This window comes from Luteolibacter sp. LG18, assembly GCF_036322585.1.
In the GTDB taxonomy this organism is placed as follows: domain Bacteria; phylum Verrucomicrobiota; class Verrucomicrobiia; order Verrucomicrobiales; family Akkermansiaceae; genus Luteolibacter.
Window position 1 is genome coordinate 452,377 of sequence record NZ_AP024600.1, and the last position, 18,965, is coordinate 471,341.

Genomic DNA, 18,965 nt, shown 5'->3' on the forward strand with positions numbered 1-18,965 from the left:
CGACGGCCCATGCAGATCACCCTCAACGGACAAGCCCACGAACTCGCCGCACCGGTCTCGATCGAGCGCCTGTTGCAGGAGGTCGGTCTGGGCGGCAAGCCGGTGGTGGTGGAACTGAACCTGGAAGCGATCTTCCCCCGCGATTTCCCCGCCACCCAGGTGAACACTGGCGACCGGGTCGAGATCGTGACCCTCGCGGCGGGTGGCTGATCTCGCTCAGTTCCAAATCAGCCCTCTTTGACGGGTAGCCGCGGTCGGGAGAGCGAGGGCTGGGTGGATTTTCCCATTCCCACGCAGGGTTCGCGCCCAGCCATCGAGCCTTTCCATCGTCGCTCTGCGACTCCGGATGTTCCCACGCAGAGTCCGTGGGTTGGAAACCCACGGCTACGATCCGACGCCACTCCGTGGCTGAAAAAGTTAGAGCTACAGCCCAAAACAAAACGCCCGGCCACCTTTCGGCGGCCGGGCGTTTGTGAATGCTATCGGATCAAGCGGTGCGGGCGTCCTCGTCCACGGCCGGCTCCGGCTCGTGGAAAATCGGCTCCGGCTCTTCGACCGTGAACTCGACCTCGACGTCGCGGTGGCAATCGAAGCCGGAACCCGCCGGAATCAGGTGGCCCATGATCACGTTCTCCTTGAAGCCCGTGAGGTAGTCCACCTTGCCGAGGGTCGCCGCTTCGGTCAGCACGCGGGTGGTGTCCTGGAAGGACGCCGCCGAGATGAACGAGTCGGTTTCGAGCGAGGCCTTGGTGATGCCGAGCAGCACCGGTTCGGCTTCCGCCGGCTTGCCACCGCTGGCGACGATCTCCGCATTGATCTTCTTGAAGGTCGTGCGGTCGATCTGGTCGCCCCAGAGGAGCTGGTCGGCGTCGCCCGGGTCGGTGATCTTCACCTTGCGCAGCATCTGGCGGATGATGATCTCGATGTGCTTGTCGTTGATTTCCACGCCCTGGACGCGGTAGACGGACTGCACTTCGTTGACCAGGTGCTCCTGGAGCTCCTGCGCGCCGCAAGCCTCGAGGAGGTCTTCCGGGGACACGGGGCCTTCGGTGATCTGGTCACCGCGGTGCACGCGGTCGCCTTCGGTCACGATGATGTGCTTGCCCATCGGCACAAGGTGCTCGACCTGCTCGCCGGTGGTGGAATCGGTCACGATGACCTTCTTCTTGCCGCGGACGTTGCCCCCGAAGGAGACCTCGCCCTCGATCTTCGCGATGACGCAGGCGTCCTTCGGCTTGCGGGCTTCGAACAGCTCGGCCACACGCGGCAGACCACCGGTGATGTCCTTGGTGCGGGCCACCTTGCGCGGGGTCTTGGCGAGCAGCGTGCCGCCCGTGACCTCCTCGCCTTCCTTGACGGAAAGGTGGGCGCCGACCGGGATCGAGTAGGAGGCTTTCACTTCCTTGGTCTTCACGTCCACGATGACGACCTGCGGATGGAGGTCTTCCTTGTGGTCCGTGACCATCATCCCCTTCTTGCCCGTTTCCTTGTCGGTCTCGGACTGGACGGTGATGCCCGCGATCATGTCGCGGAACTCAACCTTGCCGGACTTCTCGGTGAGAATCGGCACGTTGTACGGGTCCCAGGTGGCGATCACGTCGGTCTTCTTCACGTCGTCGCCGTCCTTGATCGAGATCACGGAACCGATGACGATGTTGTGGGACTCGAGCTCCAGACCGTCCTTGTCGCGAACGGACAGCGTGCCGTTCTTGTTGAGGACGACCCAGTTGCCTTCGGCGGACTGGACGGTGCGGAGGTCCTTGTAAACCACCACACCGGTGTTCTTCGCCTTGATGATCGGCTGCTTGAAGGTCGCCGCCGCCACACCACCGACGTGGAACGTACGCATGGTGAGCTGGGTGCCGGGCTCGCCGATCGACTGGGCGGCGATGATGCCGACCGCTTCGCCGATCTTCACCGTCTTGCCGGTGGCGAGGTTCAGGCCGTAGCAGCGGGCGCAGCAACCGCGGTCCGATTCGCACGTGAGCACGGAGCGGATCTTGAGCTGCTCGTAACCGATGCGCTCGATGGCCTGGGCCTGCTTCTCGGTGATCTCATCGTCGACATCGACAATGATCTGGCCAGTGACCGGATCCTTGACCTGCTCGCACGACACGCGGCCGTAGACGCGCAGCGCCAGCGAGGCGGCCTCTTCATCGCCGTCATAGATGGCGCGGACAAGGATGCCGTTGGCGGTGCCGCAATCCGGCTTGGTGACGATGACGTCCTGCGCCACGTCCACCAGCTTGCGGGTCATGTAACCCGAGTCGGCGGTCTTCAGAGCGGTGTCGGACAGACCCTTGCGGGCACCGTGGGTCGAGATGAAGTACTCGAGCACGGACAGGCCCTCGCGGAAGTTCGAGATAATCGGACGCTCGATAATTTCACCGGACGGCTTGGCCATGAGGCCGCGCATACCGCCGAGCTGCTTGATCTGCGACTTGTTACCACGGGCACCGGAGTCCACCATCATGAACAGCGGGCTGAGGCCCTTGCCGTCGTTGTGCTCCAACTTGCTGTAAAGCTTGTTGGCGATGGCGTCGGTGGCCTGCGTCCAGATGTCGACGACCTTCTGGTAGCGCTCGCCATCGGTGATGACACCGTTGCGGTACTGCTTGGTGACCTTGTTGACCTCCTCGTAGGCCTTGCTGATGATCTCCGGCTTCTCTTCCGGGATCACCATGTCGACGATACCGATGGAGGCACCCGAGCGGGACGCTTCGCGGAAGCCGAGGCTCTTGAGGGAGTCCAGGGTCTCGACGGTCTTCTTCTTGCCGCCGACCTGGTAGCAACGCCAGATGATGTCCGCCATGACCTTCTTGGTCACGTTCTTGTTGATGAAGCCCAGCCCTTCGGGCCAGATCTCATTGAAGCGGACACGACCCGGGGTGGTCTCGATGATCTTCGATTCCTTGTCGCCGTAGACCGAGTCCTTGCCGAAGTCGGGGTTACGGATGCGGATCCAGGAGTGATACTTCACCTTGCGCGCGGCGATCGCGAACTCGACTTCCGAGGAGTTCTCGAACAACGGCAGGTGCTCCTGCTTCTCGCGGTCCTTCTGAGTGCGGACCGGGGCCCAGCTCAGGTAGTAGGAACCCAGAATGATGTCCTGCGACGGGGTCGTAATCGGGCGGCCGGACGCGGGCGAGAAGATGTTGTTCGGCGCGAGCATGAGCTGGCGCGCTTCCATCTGGGCCTCGACCGAGAGCGGGACGTGCACGGCCATCTGGTCACCGTCGAAGTCGGCGTTGTACGCCGTGCAGACGAGCGGGTGGACGCGGATGGCCTCGCCTTCGATGAGCTTCGGCTCGAACGCCTGGATTGACAGGCGGTGGAGCGTCGGAGCGCGGTTCAGCATCACCGGGTGACCCTTGGTCACTTCGGCGAGGATGTCCCACACCTCCGGGGTCTTGCGGTCGATCATCTTCTTGGCCGAGCGAACCGTGTGGCAGTAGCCCAGTTCCTTCAGGCGGCGGATGATGAACGGTTCGAACAAGGTCAGCGCCATCTTCTTGGGAAGACCGCACTGGTTGAGCTTGAGGTCCGGACCGATGACGATGACGGAACGGCCGGAGTAGTCGACACGCTTGCCGAGCAGGTTCTGGCGGAAACGGCCGCCCTTGCCCTTCAGCATGTCGCTGAGGGACTTGAGCGGACGGTTGCCGGCGCCGGTCACGGCGCGGCCGTGGCGGCCGTTGTCGAACAACGCGTCAACGGCTTCCTGAAGCATCCGCTTTTCGTTGCGGATGATGACCTCCGGCGTCTTGAGCTGGAGGAGGTTCTTCAGGCGGTTGTTGCGGTTGATGACGCGGCGATACAGGTCGTTCAGGTCGGAGGTGGCGAAACGGCCGCCTTCCAGCGGAACCAGCGGACGAAGGTCCGGCGGGATCACGGGAAGCACGGTCTGGATCATCCACTCCGGGCGGGACTTGGAACCGGCGAAGCCCTGGGCGATCTTGAGGCGCTTGGAGAGCTTCTTCTTGTTCTGCTTCGAACGGGTGGTGCCGAGCTCCTGCTCCAGCTTGATCGCGAGGTCGGCCAGGTCGATCTGCTTGAGCAGGTCCTGGATCGCCTCGGCGCCCATGCCGGCGCGGAAGGTGTCTTCACCGTAGGCGTCCTCCGCCTCGCGGAGTTCGGTCTCGGTGAGGAGCTGGCCGCGCTCGAGCGGGGTGTTGCCCGGCTCGGTGACGATGTAGTCCTCGTAGTAGATGACGCGCTCGAGGTGGCGGGCGCTCATGTCCAGCACCAGACCGATGCGGGACGGCATGCACTTGTAGAACCAGATGTGGCTCACCGGCACGGCGAGCTCGATGTGGCCCATGCGCTCGCGGCGGACACGGGACAGCGTGACTTCCACGCCGCAACGGTCGCACACGACGCCCTTGTGCTTGATGCGCTTATACTTGCCGCAGGCGCACTCCCAGTCACGGGTCGGTCCGAAGATGCGCTCGCAGAAGAGACCGCCCTTCTCGGGCTTGAAGGTACGATAGTTGATGGTTTCCGGGTTCTTCACCTCGCCCTTGGACCAGGAGCGGATGGTGTCCGGGGAGGCCACGGTGATGGAAACCTGGTCGAAGGCTTCCGGGCGCTCGTCCACGCCGAAGAGTTCGCGAAGATTGGTGTCAACACTCATGTGGTAGGATGGTTCGGGCTGTTTGTGTTTCGCGGCTCAAAATTACAGGGTGAGGTCGTCCAGCGAGAAGTCGTCCACGCCGCCGGTGACACCGGAGCCGTGGCTCGATCCGCGCCTGCCGGGACGGACGTCCAGGCCGAGCGACTGCATTTCCTTGATAAGGACGTTGAACGACTCGGGCGTGCCCGCCTCGAGGTTGTTGTCGCCCTTGACGATGGCTTCGTAGATGCGGGTGCGGCCCTGCACGTCGTCGGACTTGACGGTGAGGAGCTCCTGCAGGGTGTAGGCGGCACCGTAAGCTTCGAGCGCCCACACTTCCATTTCCCCGAAACGCTGGCCACCGTATTGCGCCTTACCACCGAGCGGCTGCTGGGTGACGAGCGAGTACGGCCCGACGGCACGGGCGTGGATCTTGTCGGCAACCAAGTGGCCGAGCTTCAGCATGTAGATCATGCCGACCACGACCGGGTTGTGGTACGGCTCGCCGGTGCGGCCGTCATAGAGGGTCGACTTACCGCCGGTGGAGCCGTCCTTGCCATCGCCGATCCAGGTGAAGCCGCGGCCTTCCGGGTCACCCGGCTTGCGCTCGCGAAGTTCGCCCTTGTCGCCGATGAACTTGACGCCGTCCACCTGCTTGGCCTTGGACATGAAGTCCCAGATCACCTCTTCCTTGATGCCGTCGAAAATCGGCGTGGCGACCTTGAAACCGAGGGCCTTGGCGGCGACGCCAAGGTGGGTTTCAAGAACCTGGCCGACGTTCATTCGCGACGGCACGCCGAGCGGGTTGAGGCAGATGTCGACCGGGGTGCCGTCCGAAAGGAACGGCATGTCTTCCTCGGGAACGATGATGGCGACAACGCCCTTGTTACCGTGGCGACCGGCCATCTTGTCACCCACCGAGAGCTTGCGCTTGGCGGCGATGAAGACCTTCACCTCCTTGATCACGCCCGGATCGACCTCGTCACCGGACTCGAGCTGGTCGAGCTTGCGCTCGCGCTCGTTGTCGAGTTCGGCGAAGCGGCCTTCGAAGGAACCGATGATCTCGAGGATCTTGTTCCGGATCGGGGACGGATCGATTTCGATGTGGTCGTGCACCGAGGCCAGCTTGCGCAGCAGGGTCTTGGTGATCTTGCGGTTGGCCGGGATGATGATCTCGCCGGTCTGCGCGTTGACGACGTCGAGCGGGATCTTCTCGCCGAGCAGGATGTCGGAGAGCTTCTCCGTCAGCTGGTCGGTGAGCTGGTCCGCCTTCTTCTTGTGCTCGTCGTTGATCTTCTTGAGCTGCTTCTTCAGCTCGACCGGATCGACCTTCTCCGCACGCTTCTTGGCGAGGCCGTGCGAGGAAACGCGGACGTCCTGAACGATGCCGATGACGCCGGAGGGCACGCGCAGCGAGGTGTCCTTCACGTCCGCCGCCTTCTCACCGAAGATGGCGCGCAGCAGGCGCTCTTCCGGGGCGAGTTCGGTTTCGGACTTCGGCGTGATCTTGCCGATCAGGATGTCACCCGGCTTCACTTCCGCACCGATGCGGATGATGCCGTCGTGGTCGAGGTTGCGCAGCGCTTCCTCACCCACGTTCGGGATGTCACGGGTGATTTCTTCCGGGCCCAGCTTGGTGTCGCGGGCGGCCACGTCGAATTCGGCGATGTGGATGGAGGTGTAGATGTCCTCCTTCACGACCTTCTCCGAGATCACGATGGCGTCCTCGAAGTTGTAGCCGTTCCAAGGCATGAACGCGACGAGCACGTTGCGGCCGAGCGCCAGTTCACCGTCCTCGGTGTTCGGGCCGTCGGCGAGCACGTCGCCCTTCTTGATCTTCTGGCCACGCTTGACGATCGGCTTCTGGTTGATGCAGGTGCCGGCGTTCGAGCGCATGAACTTGCGCAGCGGGTAGGCCATGATGCCCTTCTCCACGTTGGTCTTCACCGACTCGGGCTCCGAGAGGAACTTCTCCTCGGACACCGGCAGCTTGCCATCCGGAGTGGTCACGATCATTTCCGCGGTGGCGGCGGCGACGATGCCGTCCGCTTCGGAAACGACGACCGCGCGGGAATCGCGCGCCGCCTTGCCTTCCAGGCCGGTGCCGACGAGCGGCGCTTCGGAAACGAGGAGCGGCACGCCCTGGCGCTGCATGTTCGAACCCATGAGCGCGCGGTTGGCGTCGTCGTGCTCGAGGAACGGGATCATGCCCGCGGCCACCGAAACGAGCTGCTTCGGCGAAACGTCCATGTAGTTCACGTCCGCCGGATCGACTTCGATGAACTCGCCACCCGCCTCACGCGCGGTGACCTTGTCGTTGAGGAACTTGCCGGACTTGTCGATCGGGTTGTTCGCCTGGGCGATGAGGAACTTCTCCTCCTGGTCGGCGGTGAGATACTCGATCTCGTTGCTGACCTTGCCGGCGGTGACCTTGCGATACGGGGTCTCGATGAAACCGAACTCGTTGATGCGCGCGTAGGTGCACATCGAGTTGATCAGACCGATGTTCGGACCTTCCGGGGTCTCGATCGGACAGATGCGGCCGTAGTGGGACGGATGAACGTCACGCACCTCGAAGCCGGCGCGGTCGCGGTTCAGACCGCCAGGTCCGAGCGCGGACAGACGGCGCTTGTGGGTCAGCTCGGCCAGAGGGTTGGTCTGGTCCATGAACTGCGAAAGCTGGCTGCGGCCGAAGAAGTCGCGCACGACGGCGGAAAGCGCCTTCGGGTTGATCAGCTTCTGCGGGGTCATGCCCTCGATGTTCACGTCGAACAGGGTCATGCGCTCCTTCACCAGGCGCTCGGTGCGGGCAAGGCCCACGCGGCACTGGTTGGCGAGGAGTTCACCCACCGCACGCACACGGCGGGAACCGAGGTGGTCGATGTCGTCGATGACGCCTTCGCCCTTCTTCAGCTTGAGCAGGTACTTCACGGCGCCGAGGAAGTCCTCCGGCACCATGATGCGCTGGTCGGAATCGACGCCGAGGCCCAGCTTCTGGTTGATCTTGTAACGGCCGACGCGGGTCAGGTCGTACTTCTTCGCATCGAAGAACAGGCGCTTGAGCAGCGCGCGGGCGTTCGCGGCCGTCGGCGGGTCGCCGGGACGCAGCTTGCGGTAGATGTCCTTCAGCGCGGACTCCTCGTCACGAGCCGGGTCCTTGCGGAGCGACTTGAGCAGGATTTCATCCTCACGGGAATCGATCACCTCCACCGCCTTGTGGCCGAGGGCGATGAGCTGGCGGACGATGCCGATCGTGAGCGGCTCGTAGGCCTTCGCGACCACGAGTTCGCCGTCCAGGATGTCCTCGAAGGGCACCTTGTGGCCGAGCTCGGTCTCGTCCATCTGCTCGGTGAGCTTGAGGGACTCGGTCTTGTAGAAATTGTTGACGATGTCGCGGTCGGTCGGGAAACCGAGCACGCGCAGGAACGTCGAGGCCAGGAACTTGCGGCGGCGGCGGCGGCGGTCCAGGTAGACGTAGAGCAGGTCGTTGGTGTCGAACTGCACTTCGAGCCAGGAACCGCGGTCCGGGATGATGCGGAAGGAGTGCAGCATCTTGCCGTTGAGGTGCTGCGAGGTCTCGAAGCAGATACCCGGCGAACGGTGGAGCTGGGACACGATCACGCGCTCCGCACCGTTGATGATGAAGGTGCCGCGGCGGGTCATCATCGGCAGTTCGCCCATGTACACGCGCTCCTTCTTGTTGCCGGTCTCGTCCTTCAGCTTGAAGGTGACGTACAGCGCGGCGCTGAAGCTTTCGCCGGTGCGCAGCGAGTCGAGCGACGTGATCTTCGGGTCCTCGATGTCGTACGCGACGAAATCGAGCTCGATGGCTTCATCGTAGCTCTTGATGGGGAAAACCTCCTGGAACACGGCTTGGAGGCCGGTATCGGTGCGCTCGCCCGGGGCGACGTCTTTTTGAAGGAACTCTTCATATGAGCGGCTCTGGACCTCGATGAGGTTCGGCGGCTCAATCACTTCCTCAAATTTCCCGAAATAGAGTCGTTCGGCCATAACGTGTCTGGGGTGCTGCTTGCAGGTTTAGCCCGAGCCGCGTGCGGTCTCGGGCGAGAAATAATCAGGCGATGAAAGGTGCGGTCGGTATCGGCGCGAAATGCCTCATGTGGTGGATGTGGAATCTCGCGCCGGTGCCGGAGACGGAGAAACTCCAGGGCGGCACAAGGCCGCCCTGGAGAAAATCCGGAATGTGAACTTACTTGAGTTCGATCTTGGCGCCAGCTTCTTCGAGCTTCTTCTTGGCGGCTTCGGCGGCGTCCTTGGCGACACCTTCGAGCACCTTGGCAGGAGCGCTTTCGACGAGCTTCTTGGCGTCGGCCAGGCCGAGGCCCGGGGACACTTCGCGCACGGCCTTGATGACCGCGATCTTGTTCGCACCACCATCGGTGATGACGACGTCGAATTCGGTCTTCTCTTCGGCAGCTTCGACCGGGCCGGCAGCAGCGGCGACGGCGACAGGAGCGGCGGCGGAAACGCCCCACGCTTCTTCAAGCTTCTTCACCAGGTCGGCGGCTTCCAGGACGGTCAGCTTGCCGAGTTCTTCAACGATTTGTTCGATATTAGCCATTGTGTTTCTCCTTTGCGGTATCGTCGCGCCCGGGGCTCCGGGCATTTCAGAAGGGGCCCCCTTCCGACGAGGAACCATTGTGGGTTCAGGCGGTGGCACGGAGATGCCACCGCCGTCTGTTCAGATTGTTTATTCGGCGGCCGCTTCGGCCGGAGCTTCTTCCGTGGATTCGTCGGAATCCGGGTTGAACTTCGCCTTGATGACGCGGGCGATGCTGGCAGCCGGCTCGAGGATGGTTCCAAGGAGCTGGGACAGGATGGCCTCGCGGGACGGGATGTCGGCGATGTCCTTGAGCTTGTCGGCGGAAAGCACGGCACCGTCGAGGATGCCCACCTTCATTTCCGGCTTCTTGAACTCCTTCTCGAAGTTCTTGATCGCCTTGGCCGCCGCGAAGACTTCGCTGTCACCGGTGACGAACGCGGTCTGGCCGACGAGGCCTTCGGCGATGTCCGGCAGGCCGGCTTCGGCGAGCGCCTTCTTCATGTAGCTGTTCTTCGCCACGAGGCACTTCGCGCCGCCGTCCGAGAGACGGTTGCGGAGCTCGGTGAACTGCTGCACGGTCATGCCGGTGTAATCGATCACGATCACATACGGCGACGCGTTGACCCGGTCGAGCAGTCCGTCGATGATGATTTTCTTATCGGGATTCATGGTCGTTCCGTGGTTTAGGCGGAGGCCTTGGTGTAGGTGGCCGATTCAAGCGGCAGACCCGGCAGCATGGTGGCGGCGAGGGTGGCGCTCTGGATGTAGTTGCCCTTCGCGGAGGCGGGCTTGGCACGGACCACGCTGTCGACGAACGCCTGGGTGTTCTCGATGAGCTGTTCCGGGGAGAAAGAGGACTTGCCGACGGGGCCGGAAACGTTGCCGTTCTTGTCGAGCTTGAAGTCGACGCGACCGGCCTTCACTTCCTTGACGGCCTTCGCGACGTCGTCCGTCACGGTGCCGGTCTTCGGGTTCGGCATGAGGCCGCGGGGACCGAGGACACGGGCGATCTTGCGGACTTCGGTCATCGCGTCCGGCGTGGCGATCGCGGCATCGAAGTCGGTGAAGCCACCCTGGACCTTGGCGATGAGGTCTTCGTAACCCACGAACTCGGCGCCGGCAGCCTTGGCGGCTTCGGCGGCGGCACCCTGGGCGAAGACGGCGACGCGCACGTTCTTACCCGTGCCGTGCGGCAGCGAGACGGAACCGCGGACCATCTGGTCGCTCTTGCGGGGATCCACTCCGAGGTGGAAGGAAATGGTGACGGTGGGGTCGAACTTCGGAGCCGGGAATTTCTTCACGGTGCCGACGGCGTCGGGCAACGAGTAGGACTTGCCGGCTTCGACGAGCGCGACAGCCGAGACGTAGCGTTTGCTGCGGTGTTTGGCCATTGTGGTGTGTGGTTTGCAGTTCGTTCGGATTCCGCTTGTCGGAACCCTCCTGCGGGTGCCGGACGGCTTTCACCGCCCGGCTGAGAGCTTTAGTAGCCTTCGATCTCGAGGCCCATCTGGCGGGCGGTGCCGGCCAGGATGCGGGCGGCGGCTTCCGGGTCCTTGGTGTTGAGGTCCGGCATCTTGATCTTCACGACCTCCATGAGCTTTTCCTTGGAGATCTTGCCGACCTTCTTCTTGTTCGGTTCACCGGAGCCGGAGGCCAGACCGGCCGCCTTCTTGAGAAGGTTGCCTGCCGGGGGCTTCTTGGTGATATAAGAGAAGGTCTTGTCCTTATACACCGAGATCACGACCGGGAGGATGTCACCGGACTGGCTCTGGGTGCTGGCGTTGAAATCCTTGCAGAACGCCATGATGTTGACACCGGCCTGACCGAGGGCGGGACCGACGGGCGGGGACGGATTGGCGGCTCCGGCGGGAATCTGGAGCTTGATGAGTTTGACGACTTCCTTGGCCATGGTGATGAGGAGTTACAGTGCGTTCTTGAGAGGGGTGGAACCGGATGTAAAACCGGTCCGGCACCGGGAGGGCTTCAGGCGCGCTCGACCTGCCAGTATTCGAGTTCAACCGGCGTGCTGCGGCCGAAGATGGTGACCGACACGCGGAGCTTGCCGCGCTCGGGATCGATTTCTTCCACGATGCCGGTCTGGCTCTGGAAGGGACCGTCGGCGACCTTCACGGTGTCACCGACTTCGAAGCTGATGGCGGGGCGGACGTTCTCTTCGCGCTCCTTGATCTGGGCGAGCATGCCTTCCACCTCGCGCGGACGCATCGGGATCGGGCGGTCCTTGGTGCCGGCGAATCCGATCACGCCTTCCATCTCCTTGATGAAGTACCAGGCCTTCTCGACGAGCTGGTTGTCTTCGGTGATGAGGTTCATGTTCACCAGGATGTAACCCGGGAAGAACTTGCGCTTGGTTTCGGTCTTCTTGCCGCGGCGGATCTCGGAGACCATTTCGGTCGGCACGAGGGCGTCGAAAACACAATCACCCAGCTCCTCGGCTTCGGCTTGGCGGAGGATGCGCTCGCGGACCTTGGATTCCTGACCGGAGAGGACGTGGACCACGTACCACTGGTCTTTGGCGGGCGGGATGGCTGGCATTGGAAAGGTGAGAAATGAAAATGGGAAAACTGAAGGGCCCGGCGGGGGCTCTTCAGCGTCCGAAGTTGGTGAGGAAAGTGACGATCTGGACGTGGAGGAAGTCCCAGAACTGAACGAATCCAGCGACAAGGACCATCGCGATCAAAACCACCACGGTGGAATCGATGAGCTCCTTGTATTTTTTAAGGCCCTTGATCTTCGGGTCGGACTCCCACGGCCAGCTTGCCTTGTGGAGTTCGCCTCTGACTTCGCCGATGAAGCTGCCGAGTTTCGAAAGCATGAAGTCGTTTCTTGGGGATTGGGGAAAATGGCACGGCAGGTAGGACTCGAACCTACAACACCCGGTTTTGGAGACCGGTGCTCTACCATTGAACTACTGCCGTGTTGAGGCGACTGCGGGGCAGTCCGGTTTTTAGCCGGAATGCCCCGGAATCCAGCGTTCCAATCCGCGCATGGCGCGCGGAATGGAAGCTCTTCGCGAATGATTAGTCAAGGATATCACCCACGCGGCCGGCGCCGACGGTGCGGCCACCTTCGCGAATGGCGAAGCGCATGGTCTGCTCCATGGCGATCGGGGTGATGAGCTCGACTTCAAGATTGACGTTGTCGCCCGGCATCACCATTTCAACGCCTTCCGGAAGCTTGATGCTGCCGGTCACGTCGGTGGTGCGGAAGTAGAACTGCGGGCGGTAGTTCGAGAAGAACGGGGTGTGACGACCGCCTTCTTCCTTGGACAGGACGTAGATTTCGCCCTTGAACTTGCGGTGCGGCTTCACGGTGCCCGGCTTGGCGATGACCTGGCCACGCTCAAGCTGGTCCTTCTTCAGACCGCGGAGGAGGAGACCGACGTTGTCACCGGCACGACCTTCGTCGAGCAGCTTGCGGAACATTTCGATGTCGGTGACGGTGGTCTTCTGCGTGTCGCGGATACCAACGATTTCGACTTCTTCCATCTTCTTGATGATGCCACGCTCGACACGGCCGGTGCAGACCGTTCCACGACCTTCGATCGAGAACACGTCTTCGATCGGCATGAGGAAGGGCTTGTCGATCGGACGCTCCGGCTCCGGGATGTAGGAGTCGACGGCTTCCATCAGCTTGAGGATGGCTTCCTTATACTTGGCGTCGCCTTCGAGAGCGGCCTTGGCGGAACCCTTCACGACCGGGATGTCATCGCCCGGGAATTCGTAGGTGGAGAGGAGGTCGCGAACTTCCATCTCGACGAGCTCAAGGAGCTCTTCGTCGTCGACGAGGTCAACCTTGTTCATGAACACCACGAGAGCCGGCACGCCGACCTGGCGGGCGAGAAGGATGTGCTCGCGGGTCTGCGGCATCGGGCCGTCAGCGGCGGAAACCACCAGGATACCACCGTCCATCTGGGCGGCGCCGGTGATCATGTTCTTCACATAGTCGGCGTGACCCGGGCAGTCGACGTGCGCGTAGTGGCGGATGTCCGTTTCGTACTCGACGTGAGCGGTGTTGATCGTGATGCCGCGCTCGCGCTCTTCCGGAGCGGCGTCGATGTCGGCATAGTTCTTGGCCTGCGCGAAGCCCTTTTCAGCGAGGGTGTTCGTGATCGCGGCGGTGAGGGTGGTCTTACCGTGGTCAACGTGGCCGATGGTGCCGATATTGACGTGCGGCTTGTTACGCTGGAAGGATTCTTTAGCCATGGTGGTTGGTTGGTTCGCGTGAGAGTTGCTGGATCAAAGCGGCAAAACGCCGCTGGAGCTCGTGGGGGGAATTGAACCCCCGACCTCATCCTTACCAAGGATGCGCTCTACCCCTGAGCTACACGAGCAACTGGCGTTGTCCGCCTCTCCCGCTAGAGGACAAAAATTCCGCGGTCCGCCTCGGTATTGATCCCGAAACTGGCCGCGGAACCGGTGTCGGCCCTGGCGGGGAAAGCGGGCGGAAGTTGAACAAAGCCGCCCACTCTGTCAAAAAAAATATACATGGAAAGAAAATTTCCGCGGACCCTCTGATTTCAAAGGGTTTGGGGAGCCGCCGGAACCGCTGCCGGGGCTTCAACCTCGATCAATTCGGAAACACGGCGCACCGAAATGCATTTTCCGGTCTCCGTTTCCACGTCCACAATCGCCCCGCAAAGCCGCACCGGACCCTTCGCCACCGGAAATCGGGTCGGCAATCCGGTGCGGAAACGCCACACCACGGATTCCACCGAGCGTCCCAGCACCGATTCGTCCGGCCCGCACATGCCCGCATCGGTCAGGAAACCGGTGCCACCGGGGAAAATCCGCTCGTCCGCCGTCTGGACGTGCGTGTGGGTGCCCACCACGAACGACGCCTTGCCATCCAGCAGACGCCCCATTGCGATCTTCTCGCTCGTGGTTTCCGCGTGGATCTCGCAGACGATGACATTCACGCCCTCCGCCCGCAGTCGCTCCACCTCGACCTCCGCGGCCAGGAACGGGTTCTCCAGCGGCGGCTGGATGAAGGAACGCCCCTGCACCAGCAGCACGCCCACCTTGCCCTTCGCGGTTTCCAGCACCACCGAACCGCCACCGGGCGTGCCCTCGGGGTAGTTCAGCGGACGCAGCAGGCGCGGTTCGGTCGGGAAATAGTCCACGATTTCCGGCTGATCCCAGACATGGTCGCCGGTCGTCACCACCGCGGCGCCGGCGCGGAGCAGGTCGATGGTGATGCGCGGGGTGATGCCGCGGCCACCGGCGGCGTTTTCACCGTTGACGATGATGAAATCGACACCTTCTTCCTCGCGGAAACGGGCCAGTTGCCCGATGACAGCCTTGCGGCCCGGTTCGCCGACGACATCGCCCAGAAACAAGATACGGAGAGAGGACATGATGCGGAAAATCGTAAATGGCCCTGTGGCCAACCCGCTGAACTAACCACGCCCGACCCGCCACCGACAACCGAATTCCCCCATGTCGCTCTGCTCCAAAGCCCTGGCACTCTTCCTCGCCGGCCTCCTCGGCCTCGGCGGCTGGCTCGCCTTCCGCCAGCCGGACCTCCGGCTCGCCCTGGCCTCCGTGGAAACGGGCGACACCGCCCCGGAACCACCGCAGCCACCCGCCCGCAAGCCCACCGGCCCGCTCGGCAGCGCCCCGGACTGGACCACCCTCGATGCCTATCAGGAGACCATCACCCGCGGCGATTTCGAGCACCTGCTGACCGACATCTTCACCACCGGCGATGGCTGGCGGAACTACATCACCCTTGCCGACCACGAGGCGACCATCGCCGCCGATGGCCCGAATGGCGGTCTCCAGTTCCACCTCCGTTTCGCCCCCGCCGGCACCTCGCCCACCGTGCCCCGCCACTGGCGCACCGCCCGCGAACTCCCACCCGCCCCGCCCGAGCGACCGCTGGAGGGCCTCCGCATCGCCATCGATCCCGGCCACATCGGCGGCGCATGGGCGAAGATGGAGGAGCGCTGGTTCGCCATCGGCAGCGCCCCGCCGGTCTGCGAGGGCGACCTCACCCTCGCCGTCGCCCGCTTGCTGAAGCCACAGCTCGAATCGCTCGGCGCCACCGTCACCCTGGTCCGGAACAACACCGAGCCGCTCACCACCCTACGCCCGGAAACCCTGCTCGCCGAGGCCGCCGCCACCGCCCCGGCCGGCGCCGATCTCCACAAGACCGCCGAGCGCTTGTTCTACCGCACCGCCGAAATCCGCGCCCGCGCCGACCTCGTCAACCACACCCTCAAGCCCGATCTGGTCCTCTGCTTGCACTTCAATGCCGAGGCCTGGGGCAATGCCCTCAGCCCTTCCCTCGCCGATCATTCCCACTGCCACCTGCTGCTCAATGGTGGCTACGTCGACGAGGAAATCGCCCTCGCCGACCAGCGTTACGAGATGCTCCGCAAGCTACTCCAGCGCACCCACGCCGAGGAAGCCGCCATCGGAGCGGATGTCGCCGCGTCCTTCTACTCCGCCACCGGCCTGCCGCCCTACACCTACAATCCCCTCGCGAAGAACGCCCGCATGGTCGATGGCAACCCCTACCTGTGGGCCCGCAACCTGCTCGCCAACCGCCTCTACGATTGCCCCGTGATCTTCATGGAGCCCTACGTGATGAACTCCCGCCACGACTACGCCCGCATCCAGGCCGGCGATTATGAAGGCACCCGCGAGATCGACGGCAAACAGGAACCCTCCATCCTCCGCGAATACGCCGGAGCCGTCGCCGAAGGATTGAAGCGACACTACAGCAAGATCCGCCAAGGCCCGCCCTTGATCCCCGAACACTAAACGCCGCTCCTTTTTGAAACTCCTCCTCTGCGGCCACGGCTACCTTGGCCAGGCCATCTCCCGCGAGTTCCTCGCCGCCGGTTGGGACGTCGCCGCCACCTCGCTCTCCGGAGGCGAAGGCACCTTGTCCTGCGATCTCTCCAACGCGGTCTCCGTCGCCGCCTTGGCCGACATTCAACCGGACTTCGTCGTCCACTGCGCCGCCTCCGGCCGCGGCGGCCCCGAGGCCTACCGCGCCGTCTATCTCGATGGCTGCCGCCACCTCATCGCCACCTTCCCCGGCATCCCGCTGCTCTTCACCTCCAGCACTTCCGTCTACTCCCAGATCGATGGCTCGGAAGTCACCGAAGACAGCCCCGCCGAACCCGACCGCGAAACCGGCCGCATCCTCCGCAAAACCGAAGACCTCGTCCTTTCGTCCGGCGGCCTCATCACCCGCCTCGCCGGCATCTACGGCCCCTCCCGTAGCGTGATCCTGAAAAAGTTCCTCACCGGTGAAGCCGTCATCGAGGAAGACGGTCGACGCTACCTCAACCAGATCCACCGCGACGACGCCGCCCGCGCCATCCTCCACCTTCTTTCCTCTTCCTCTCAACTCTCCACCCTCAACTCTCAACTCCTCTTCAACCTCTCCGATTCCACCCCCCTCACCCAGCTCGAAGCCTACACCGCGCTGGCCCGCACCTTCGACAAGCCCCTCCCCCCCTCCGGCCCCCGCGACCTCAACCGCAAGCGCGGCTGGACCCACAAGCGCGTCTCGAACGCCAAACTCCGCGCCACCGGCTGGGAACCGCTCTACCCGTCCTTCCTCGACGCCGTCCGGTCCGTCGCCCCCACGCTTTAGCGCGCTCCGTTCGAGAGCTTCTCGAACCCCTTTGACATCCTCTCCTGTGCCCACCAGATTGGAGAGCATGAGAAAACTCCTCGCCCTGCTGTGCCTCTGTCTCGGCCTTCAGACCGCAGGCGCGGACACACCGAAAAAGACCCAGGCTACCTACGAGCCCCAGGAAGGCGACATCGTCTTCCAATCCCTTCCCAACGCCTGGGGCATGGATCTCGTGGACGCCATCGAGGGCTCCACCGGCTCCCCCTACTCGCATTGCGCGATGGTCTTCCAGAAGGACGGCGAATGGCGGGTGATCGAAGCCATCGGCCCGGTGCAGGAAATTCCGCTCGCCCAATGGATCGCCCGCGGACGCGGTAAAAAGGTCTGGGCCTACCGTCTCGCCGACGACCAGAAGCAGCACATCCCCGCCACCCTGAAAGCGATGCGTCAGGACCTCGGCAAGCCCTACGATCCGCATTACCGTTTCGATGACCAGGCGATCTATTGCTCCGAACTGATCTGGCGCGGCTGGAAGGCAGCCACCGGCAAGGGCCTCGGTACGACCGTGAAACTCGGCGATCTCCACTGGCAACCCTACCGCAAGGTGATCGAACGCATCGAAGGCACCACCACCATTCCCGTGGACCGGGAAATGATCACGCCCCGCGATCTCGCCGCGGCCAAAGAGCTGAAGCAGGTCTACCCCTCACCGTGAGCATCGTAGCTGAAAGCTCCGCTTTCAGAATGTAGGGGAAAGCTCCAGCTTTCCCTCTTCGGGGGAGCATATCGCCCGGCCTGCCCCGCCACCGCCAACGGAGCCGGTGGACACCATTCGAAAGCGGCGACACACCACCGGCGCATCGAACCACGGATTGGATGCCTTCACCGGATCTTCGATCACCACCTTCCCCGCTCCGGGATCCGCCGAGATCCACGAGCCACCGCCGAAGTAAACCATCACGTGCCGCCCATCCCGGGTGATCGCCAGATCTCCCGGCATCAAGCCCGCAGCTTTCACCGTCCGCACGGTGCCGCTGATCCCAAGCGGCCGCGTCAACCCGCGATAGCCCTCTCCCAGCGCTTTCGCGCTCGCGTCATGCCACCACTGGTCGGCCCATTCACGGAAGGCCGCGCCATTGCCGTGACGCCATCCCTGCCGGAGCAACGCGTCCCGCATCGCCCGCCGCGGCAACCCGGAGCAATCAATGCCGCTCCGCCCCTCTCCGCCCCACAGATAGCGGACTCCCTCGTAACGCTTCATCGCGGCGATGTAGTCCTCCCGCAGTTCCGCCCTGCCCACCGGACGTGATGGCAAGAAAAAGGGAATGGTGACCAACGCCGGAAGAACCCACGTCAGCCACCCCCATTTCGAACGCCGAGCAAACCACAGCAACGCGCCCCATACTCCCAAACACGCGAGAGGTAAACCGAAGCGGAGCGCGCCGTCATGATACGGCCACACCATCAGGGCGACCAGTGCGGCTAACAAACCGATGAAAAGCAGGCGGCGGAGCCTCGGAAGCATCTCCGCTTCTGCAATACCCCGGACGGCACCGCCACCTCCATCCACGGCTTCACCGCGATTTCACCCGACCTTCACGAACCTCAACGGGATCGCGAATCGCGATGCTTCTCCACCCACGCTTTCTCCACCCGGTCGCAAACCGGACAAACCTGTATCAGATGTTCCGCAAGGAGAGGCTGGCAAACCGGATGGCCCGTGCCCGCATTGGGAAATCGCACCTCCGCGACCCGCTCGTAGTTCAACGGCAGCGAGGCATGATCCACTCCCTCCCGCATCGCCATCGACTGCAGCAGCCGATGGTGGACGCGGCAAAGAGCTGCATCATAGATCAAGCTCCGCCCGGCTGAAACCCGGAGCAACTCCGAGTAGGGATACAAATCGGTCGGCCCACTGGATGTCTCCGAAAGCCGGAAGTGATAGGACTTACGGGAATCCAATTTCAAGCACTTCCAGTCTTCCCGCCGAATGCTCACCGGTACCGCCCGCTCCATGCGGTAGCCTTCAATGAACAGAAGCTTGTTGTCCTCGGATGACTCGATCTTCGGTTTACCGGAGACCTCGATCTGCACCGTCCTTTTCTCCGGCGGAACAGGCAACTTGGAAGGCGCGCACGAAGACAGCCACGATAGGCAAACCGCGCACAAAACAACCGG

General features: G+C 63.2%; 16 protein-coding genes and 2 tRNA genes. 4 read left to right on the forward strand and 14 right to left on the reverse strand.

The window, feature by feature from the left end:
* Nucleotides 1-9: 9 nt before the first annotated feature.
* Complete coding sequence (thiS, locus tag llg_RS01815; protein WP_338287813.1) at nucleotides 10-210, forward strand: sulfur carrier protein ThiS; 201 nt, start codon at nucleotides 10-12, stop codon at nucleotides 208-210.
* 277 nt (nucleotides 211-487) lie between these two features.
* On the opposite strand, the gene rpoC is transcribed toward thiS, so the two are convergent.
* From rpoC to llg_RS01875, 12 genes are all read right to left on the reverse strand, one after another.
* Nucleotides 488-4,633, reverse strand: coding sequence for a DNA-directed RNA polymerase subunit beta' (gene rpoC, locus llg_RS01820; protein ID WP_338287814.1), 4,146 nt, complete (start codon nucleotides 4,631-4,633; stop codon nucleotides 488-490).
* A gap of 42 nt (nucleotides 4,634-4,675) precedes the next feature.
* Nucleotides 4,676-8,623 carry a DNA-directed RNA polymerase subunit beta gene (gene rpoB / locus llg_RS01825; protein ID WP_338287815.1) on the reverse strand — a complete coding sequence of 1,316 codons (3,948 nt, stop codon included), beginning with the start codon at nucleotides 8,621-8,623 and terminating at the stop codon, nucleotides 4,676-4,678.
* Nucleotides 8,624-8,822: 199 nt separating this feature from the next.
* Nucleotides 8,823-9,194, reverse strand: coding sequence for a 50S ribosomal protein L7/L12 (gene rplL, locus llg_RS01830; RefSeq protein ID WP_345789189.1), 372 nt, complete (start codon nucleotides 9,192-9,194; stop codon nucleotides 8,823-8,825).
* Between the two features lie 129 nt (nucleotides 9,195-9,323).
* Nucleotides 9,324-9,845, reverse strand: coding sequence for a 50S ribosomal protein L10 (gene rplJ, locus llg_RS01835; protein ID WP_338287817.1), 522 nt, complete (start codon nucleotides 9,843-9,845; stop codon nucleotides 9,324-9,326).
* Between the two features lie 14 nt (nucleotides 9,846-9,859).
* Nucleotides 9,860-10,567: a 50S ribosomal protein L1 gene (gene rplA / locus llg_RS01840; protein ID WP_338287818.1), complete on the reverse strand. Its 708-nt coding sequence runs from the start codon at nucleotides 10,565-10,567 to the stop codon at nucleotides 9,860-9,862.
* Between the two features lie 89 nt (nucleotides 10,568-10,656).
* Nucleotides 10,657-11,085: a 50S ribosomal protein L11 gene (rplK, locus tag llg_RS01845; protein WP_338287819.1), complete on the reverse strand. Its 429-nt coding sequence runs from the start codon at nucleotides 11,083-11,085 to the stop codon at nucleotides 10,657-10,659.
* Nucleotides 11,086-11,159: 74 nt separating this feature from the next.
* Nucleotides 11,160-11,729, reverse strand: a complete 570-nt coding sequence (gene nusG, locus llg_RS01850) for a transcription termination/antitermination protein NusG (protein WP_338287820.1) — start codon at nucleotides 11,727-11,729, stop codon at nucleotides 11,160-11,162.
* 52 nt (nucleotides 11,730-11,781) lie between these two features.
* On the reverse strand, nucleotides 11,782-12,009 hold the full coding sequence (locus tag llg_RS01855; RefSeq protein WP_338287821.1) for a preprotein translocase subunit SecE: 228 nt from the start codon (nucleotides 12,007-12,009) through the stop codon (nucleotides 11,782-11,784).
* 28 nt (nucleotides 12,010-12,037) lie between these two features.
* Nucleotides 12,038-12,112, reverse strand: a tRNA-Trp gene (locus llg_RS01860).
* Between the two features lie 102 nt (nucleotides 12,113-12,214).
* A complete protein-coding gene (gene tuf / locus llg_RS01865) occupies nucleotides 12,215-13,399 on the reverse strand; it encodes an elongation factor Tu (RefSeq protein ID WP_338287822.1) in 1,185 nt (394 codons plus the stop codon).
* A 53-nt stretch (nucleotides 13,400-13,452) separates the two neighbouring features.
* A tRNA-Thr gene (locus tag llg_RS01870) sits at nucleotides 13,453-13,527 on the reverse strand.
* A 186-nt stretch (nucleotides 13,528-13,713) separates the two neighbouring features.
* Nucleotides 13,714-14,550 carry a TIGR00282 family metallophosphoesterase gene (locus llg_RS01875; protein ID WP_338287823.1) on the reverse strand — a complete coding sequence of 279 codons (837 nt, stop codon included), beginning with the start codon at nucleotides 14,548-14,550 and terminating at the stop codon, nucleotides 13,714-13,716.
* Nucleotides 14,551-14,632: 82 nt separating this feature from the next.
* Here llg_RS01875 and llg_RS01880 point away from each other — a divergent pair, with 82 nt between their 5' ends.
* The 3 genes from llg_RS01880 to llg_RS01890 all read left to right on the forward strand — a co-directional run bounded on the left by llg_RS01880 (nucleotide 14,633) and on the right by llg_RS01890 (nucleotide 17,502).
* Nucleotides 14,633-15,961, forward strand: a complete 1,329-nt coding sequence (locus tag llg_RS01880) for an N-acetylmuramoyl-L-alanine amidase (protein ID WP_338287824.1) — start codon at nucleotides 14,633-14,635, stop codon at nucleotides 15,959-15,961.
* A gap of 13 nt (nucleotides 15,962-15,974) precedes the next feature.
* Entirely contained in the window at nucleotides 15,975-16,805 is an 831-nt protein-coding gene (locus tag llg_RS01885) for a sugar nucleotide-binding protein (RefSeq protein WP_338287825.1), read from the forward strand.
* 67 nt (nucleotides 16,806-16,872) lie between these two features.
* Nucleotides 16,873-17,502 (forward strand): YiiX/YebB-like N1pC/P60 family cysteine hydrolase, encoded by a 630-nt coding sequence (locus llg_RS01890; RefSeq protein ID WP_338287826.1) that lies wholly within the window; start codon nucleotides 16,873-16,875, stop codon nucleotides 17,500-17,502.
* 24 nt (nucleotides 17,503-17,526) lie between these two features.
* Here llg_RS01890 and llg_RS01895 read toward each other — a convergent pair whose 3' ends face one another.
* Together llg_RS01895 and llg_RS01900 are read right to left on the reverse strand one after the other, a co-directional pair.
* On the reverse strand, nucleotides 17,527-18,312 hold the full coding sequence (locus tag llg_RS01895) for an NlpC/P60 family protein (RefSeq protein WP_338287827.1): 786 nt from the start codon (nucleotides 18,310-18,312) through the stop codon (nucleotides 17,527-17,529).
* A gap of 80 nt (nucleotides 18,313-18,392) precedes the next feature.
* Nucleotides 18,393-18,908: a hypothetical protein gene (locus llg_RS01900; protein ID WP_338287828.1), complete on the reverse strand. Its 516-nt coding sequence runs from the start codon at nucleotides 18,906-18,908 to the stop codon at nucleotides 18,393-18,395.
* Nucleotides 18,909-18,965: the final 57 nt, after the last annotated feature.

Bases quoted from the DNA above. Each gene is read 5' to 3' on its own strand.
- llg_RS01880 (WP_338287824.1), top strand. From the start codon at position 14,633: ATGTCGCTCTGCTCCAAAGCCCTGGCACTCTTCCTCGCCGGCCTCCTC.
- rpoC (WP_338287814.1), bottom strand. From the start codon at position 4,633: ATGAGTGTTGACACCAATCTTCGCGAACTCTTCGGCGTGGACGAGCGC.
- rplK (WP_338287819.1), bottom strand. From the start codon at position 11,085: ATGGCCAAGGAAGTCGTCAAACTCATCAAGCTCCAGATTCCCGCCGGA.
- llg_RS01855 (WP_338287821.1), bottom strand. From the start codon at position 12,009: ATGCTTTCGAAACTCGGCAGCTTCATCGGCGAAGTCAGAGGCGAACTC.
- rplA (WP_338287818.1), bottom strand. From the start codon at position 10,567: ATGGCCAAACACCGCAGCAAACGCTACGTCTCGGCTGTCGCGCTCGTC.
- tuf (WP_338287822.1), bottom strand. From the start codon at position 13,399: ATGGCTAAAGAATCCTTCCAGCGTAACAAGCCGCACGTCAATATCGGC.
- nusG (WP_338287820.1), bottom strand. From the start codon at position 11,729: ATGCCAGCCATCCCGCCCGCCAAAGACCAGTGGTACGTGGTCCACGTC.
- rplL (WP_345789189.1), bottom strand. From the start codon at position 9,194: ATGGCTAATATCGAACAAATCGTTGAAGAACTCGGCAAGCTGACCGTC.
- llg_RS01895 (WP_338287827.1), bottom strand. From the start codon at position 18,312: ATGCTTCCGAGGCTCCGCCGCCTGCTTTTCATCGGTTTGTTAGCCGCA.
- llg_RS01890 (WP_338287826.1), top strand. From the start codon at position 16,873: ATGAGAAAACTCCTCGCCCTGCTGTGCCTCTGTCTCGGCCTTCAGACC.
- rpoB (WP_338287815.1), bottom strand. From the start codon at position 8,623: ATGGCCGAACGACTCTATTTCGGGAAATTTGAGGAAGTGATTGAGCCG.
- llg_RS01875 (WP_338287823.1), bottom strand. From the start codon at position 14,550: ATGTCCTCTCTCCGTATCTTGTTTCTGGGCGATGTCGTCGGCGAACCG.
- rplJ (WP_338287817.1), bottom strand. From the start codon at position 9,845: ATGAATCCCGATAAGAAAATCATCATCGACGGACTGCTCGACCGGGTC.
- thiS (WP_338287813.1), top strand. From the start codon at position 10: ATGCAGATCACCCTCAACGGACAAGCCCACGAACTCGCCGCACCGGTC.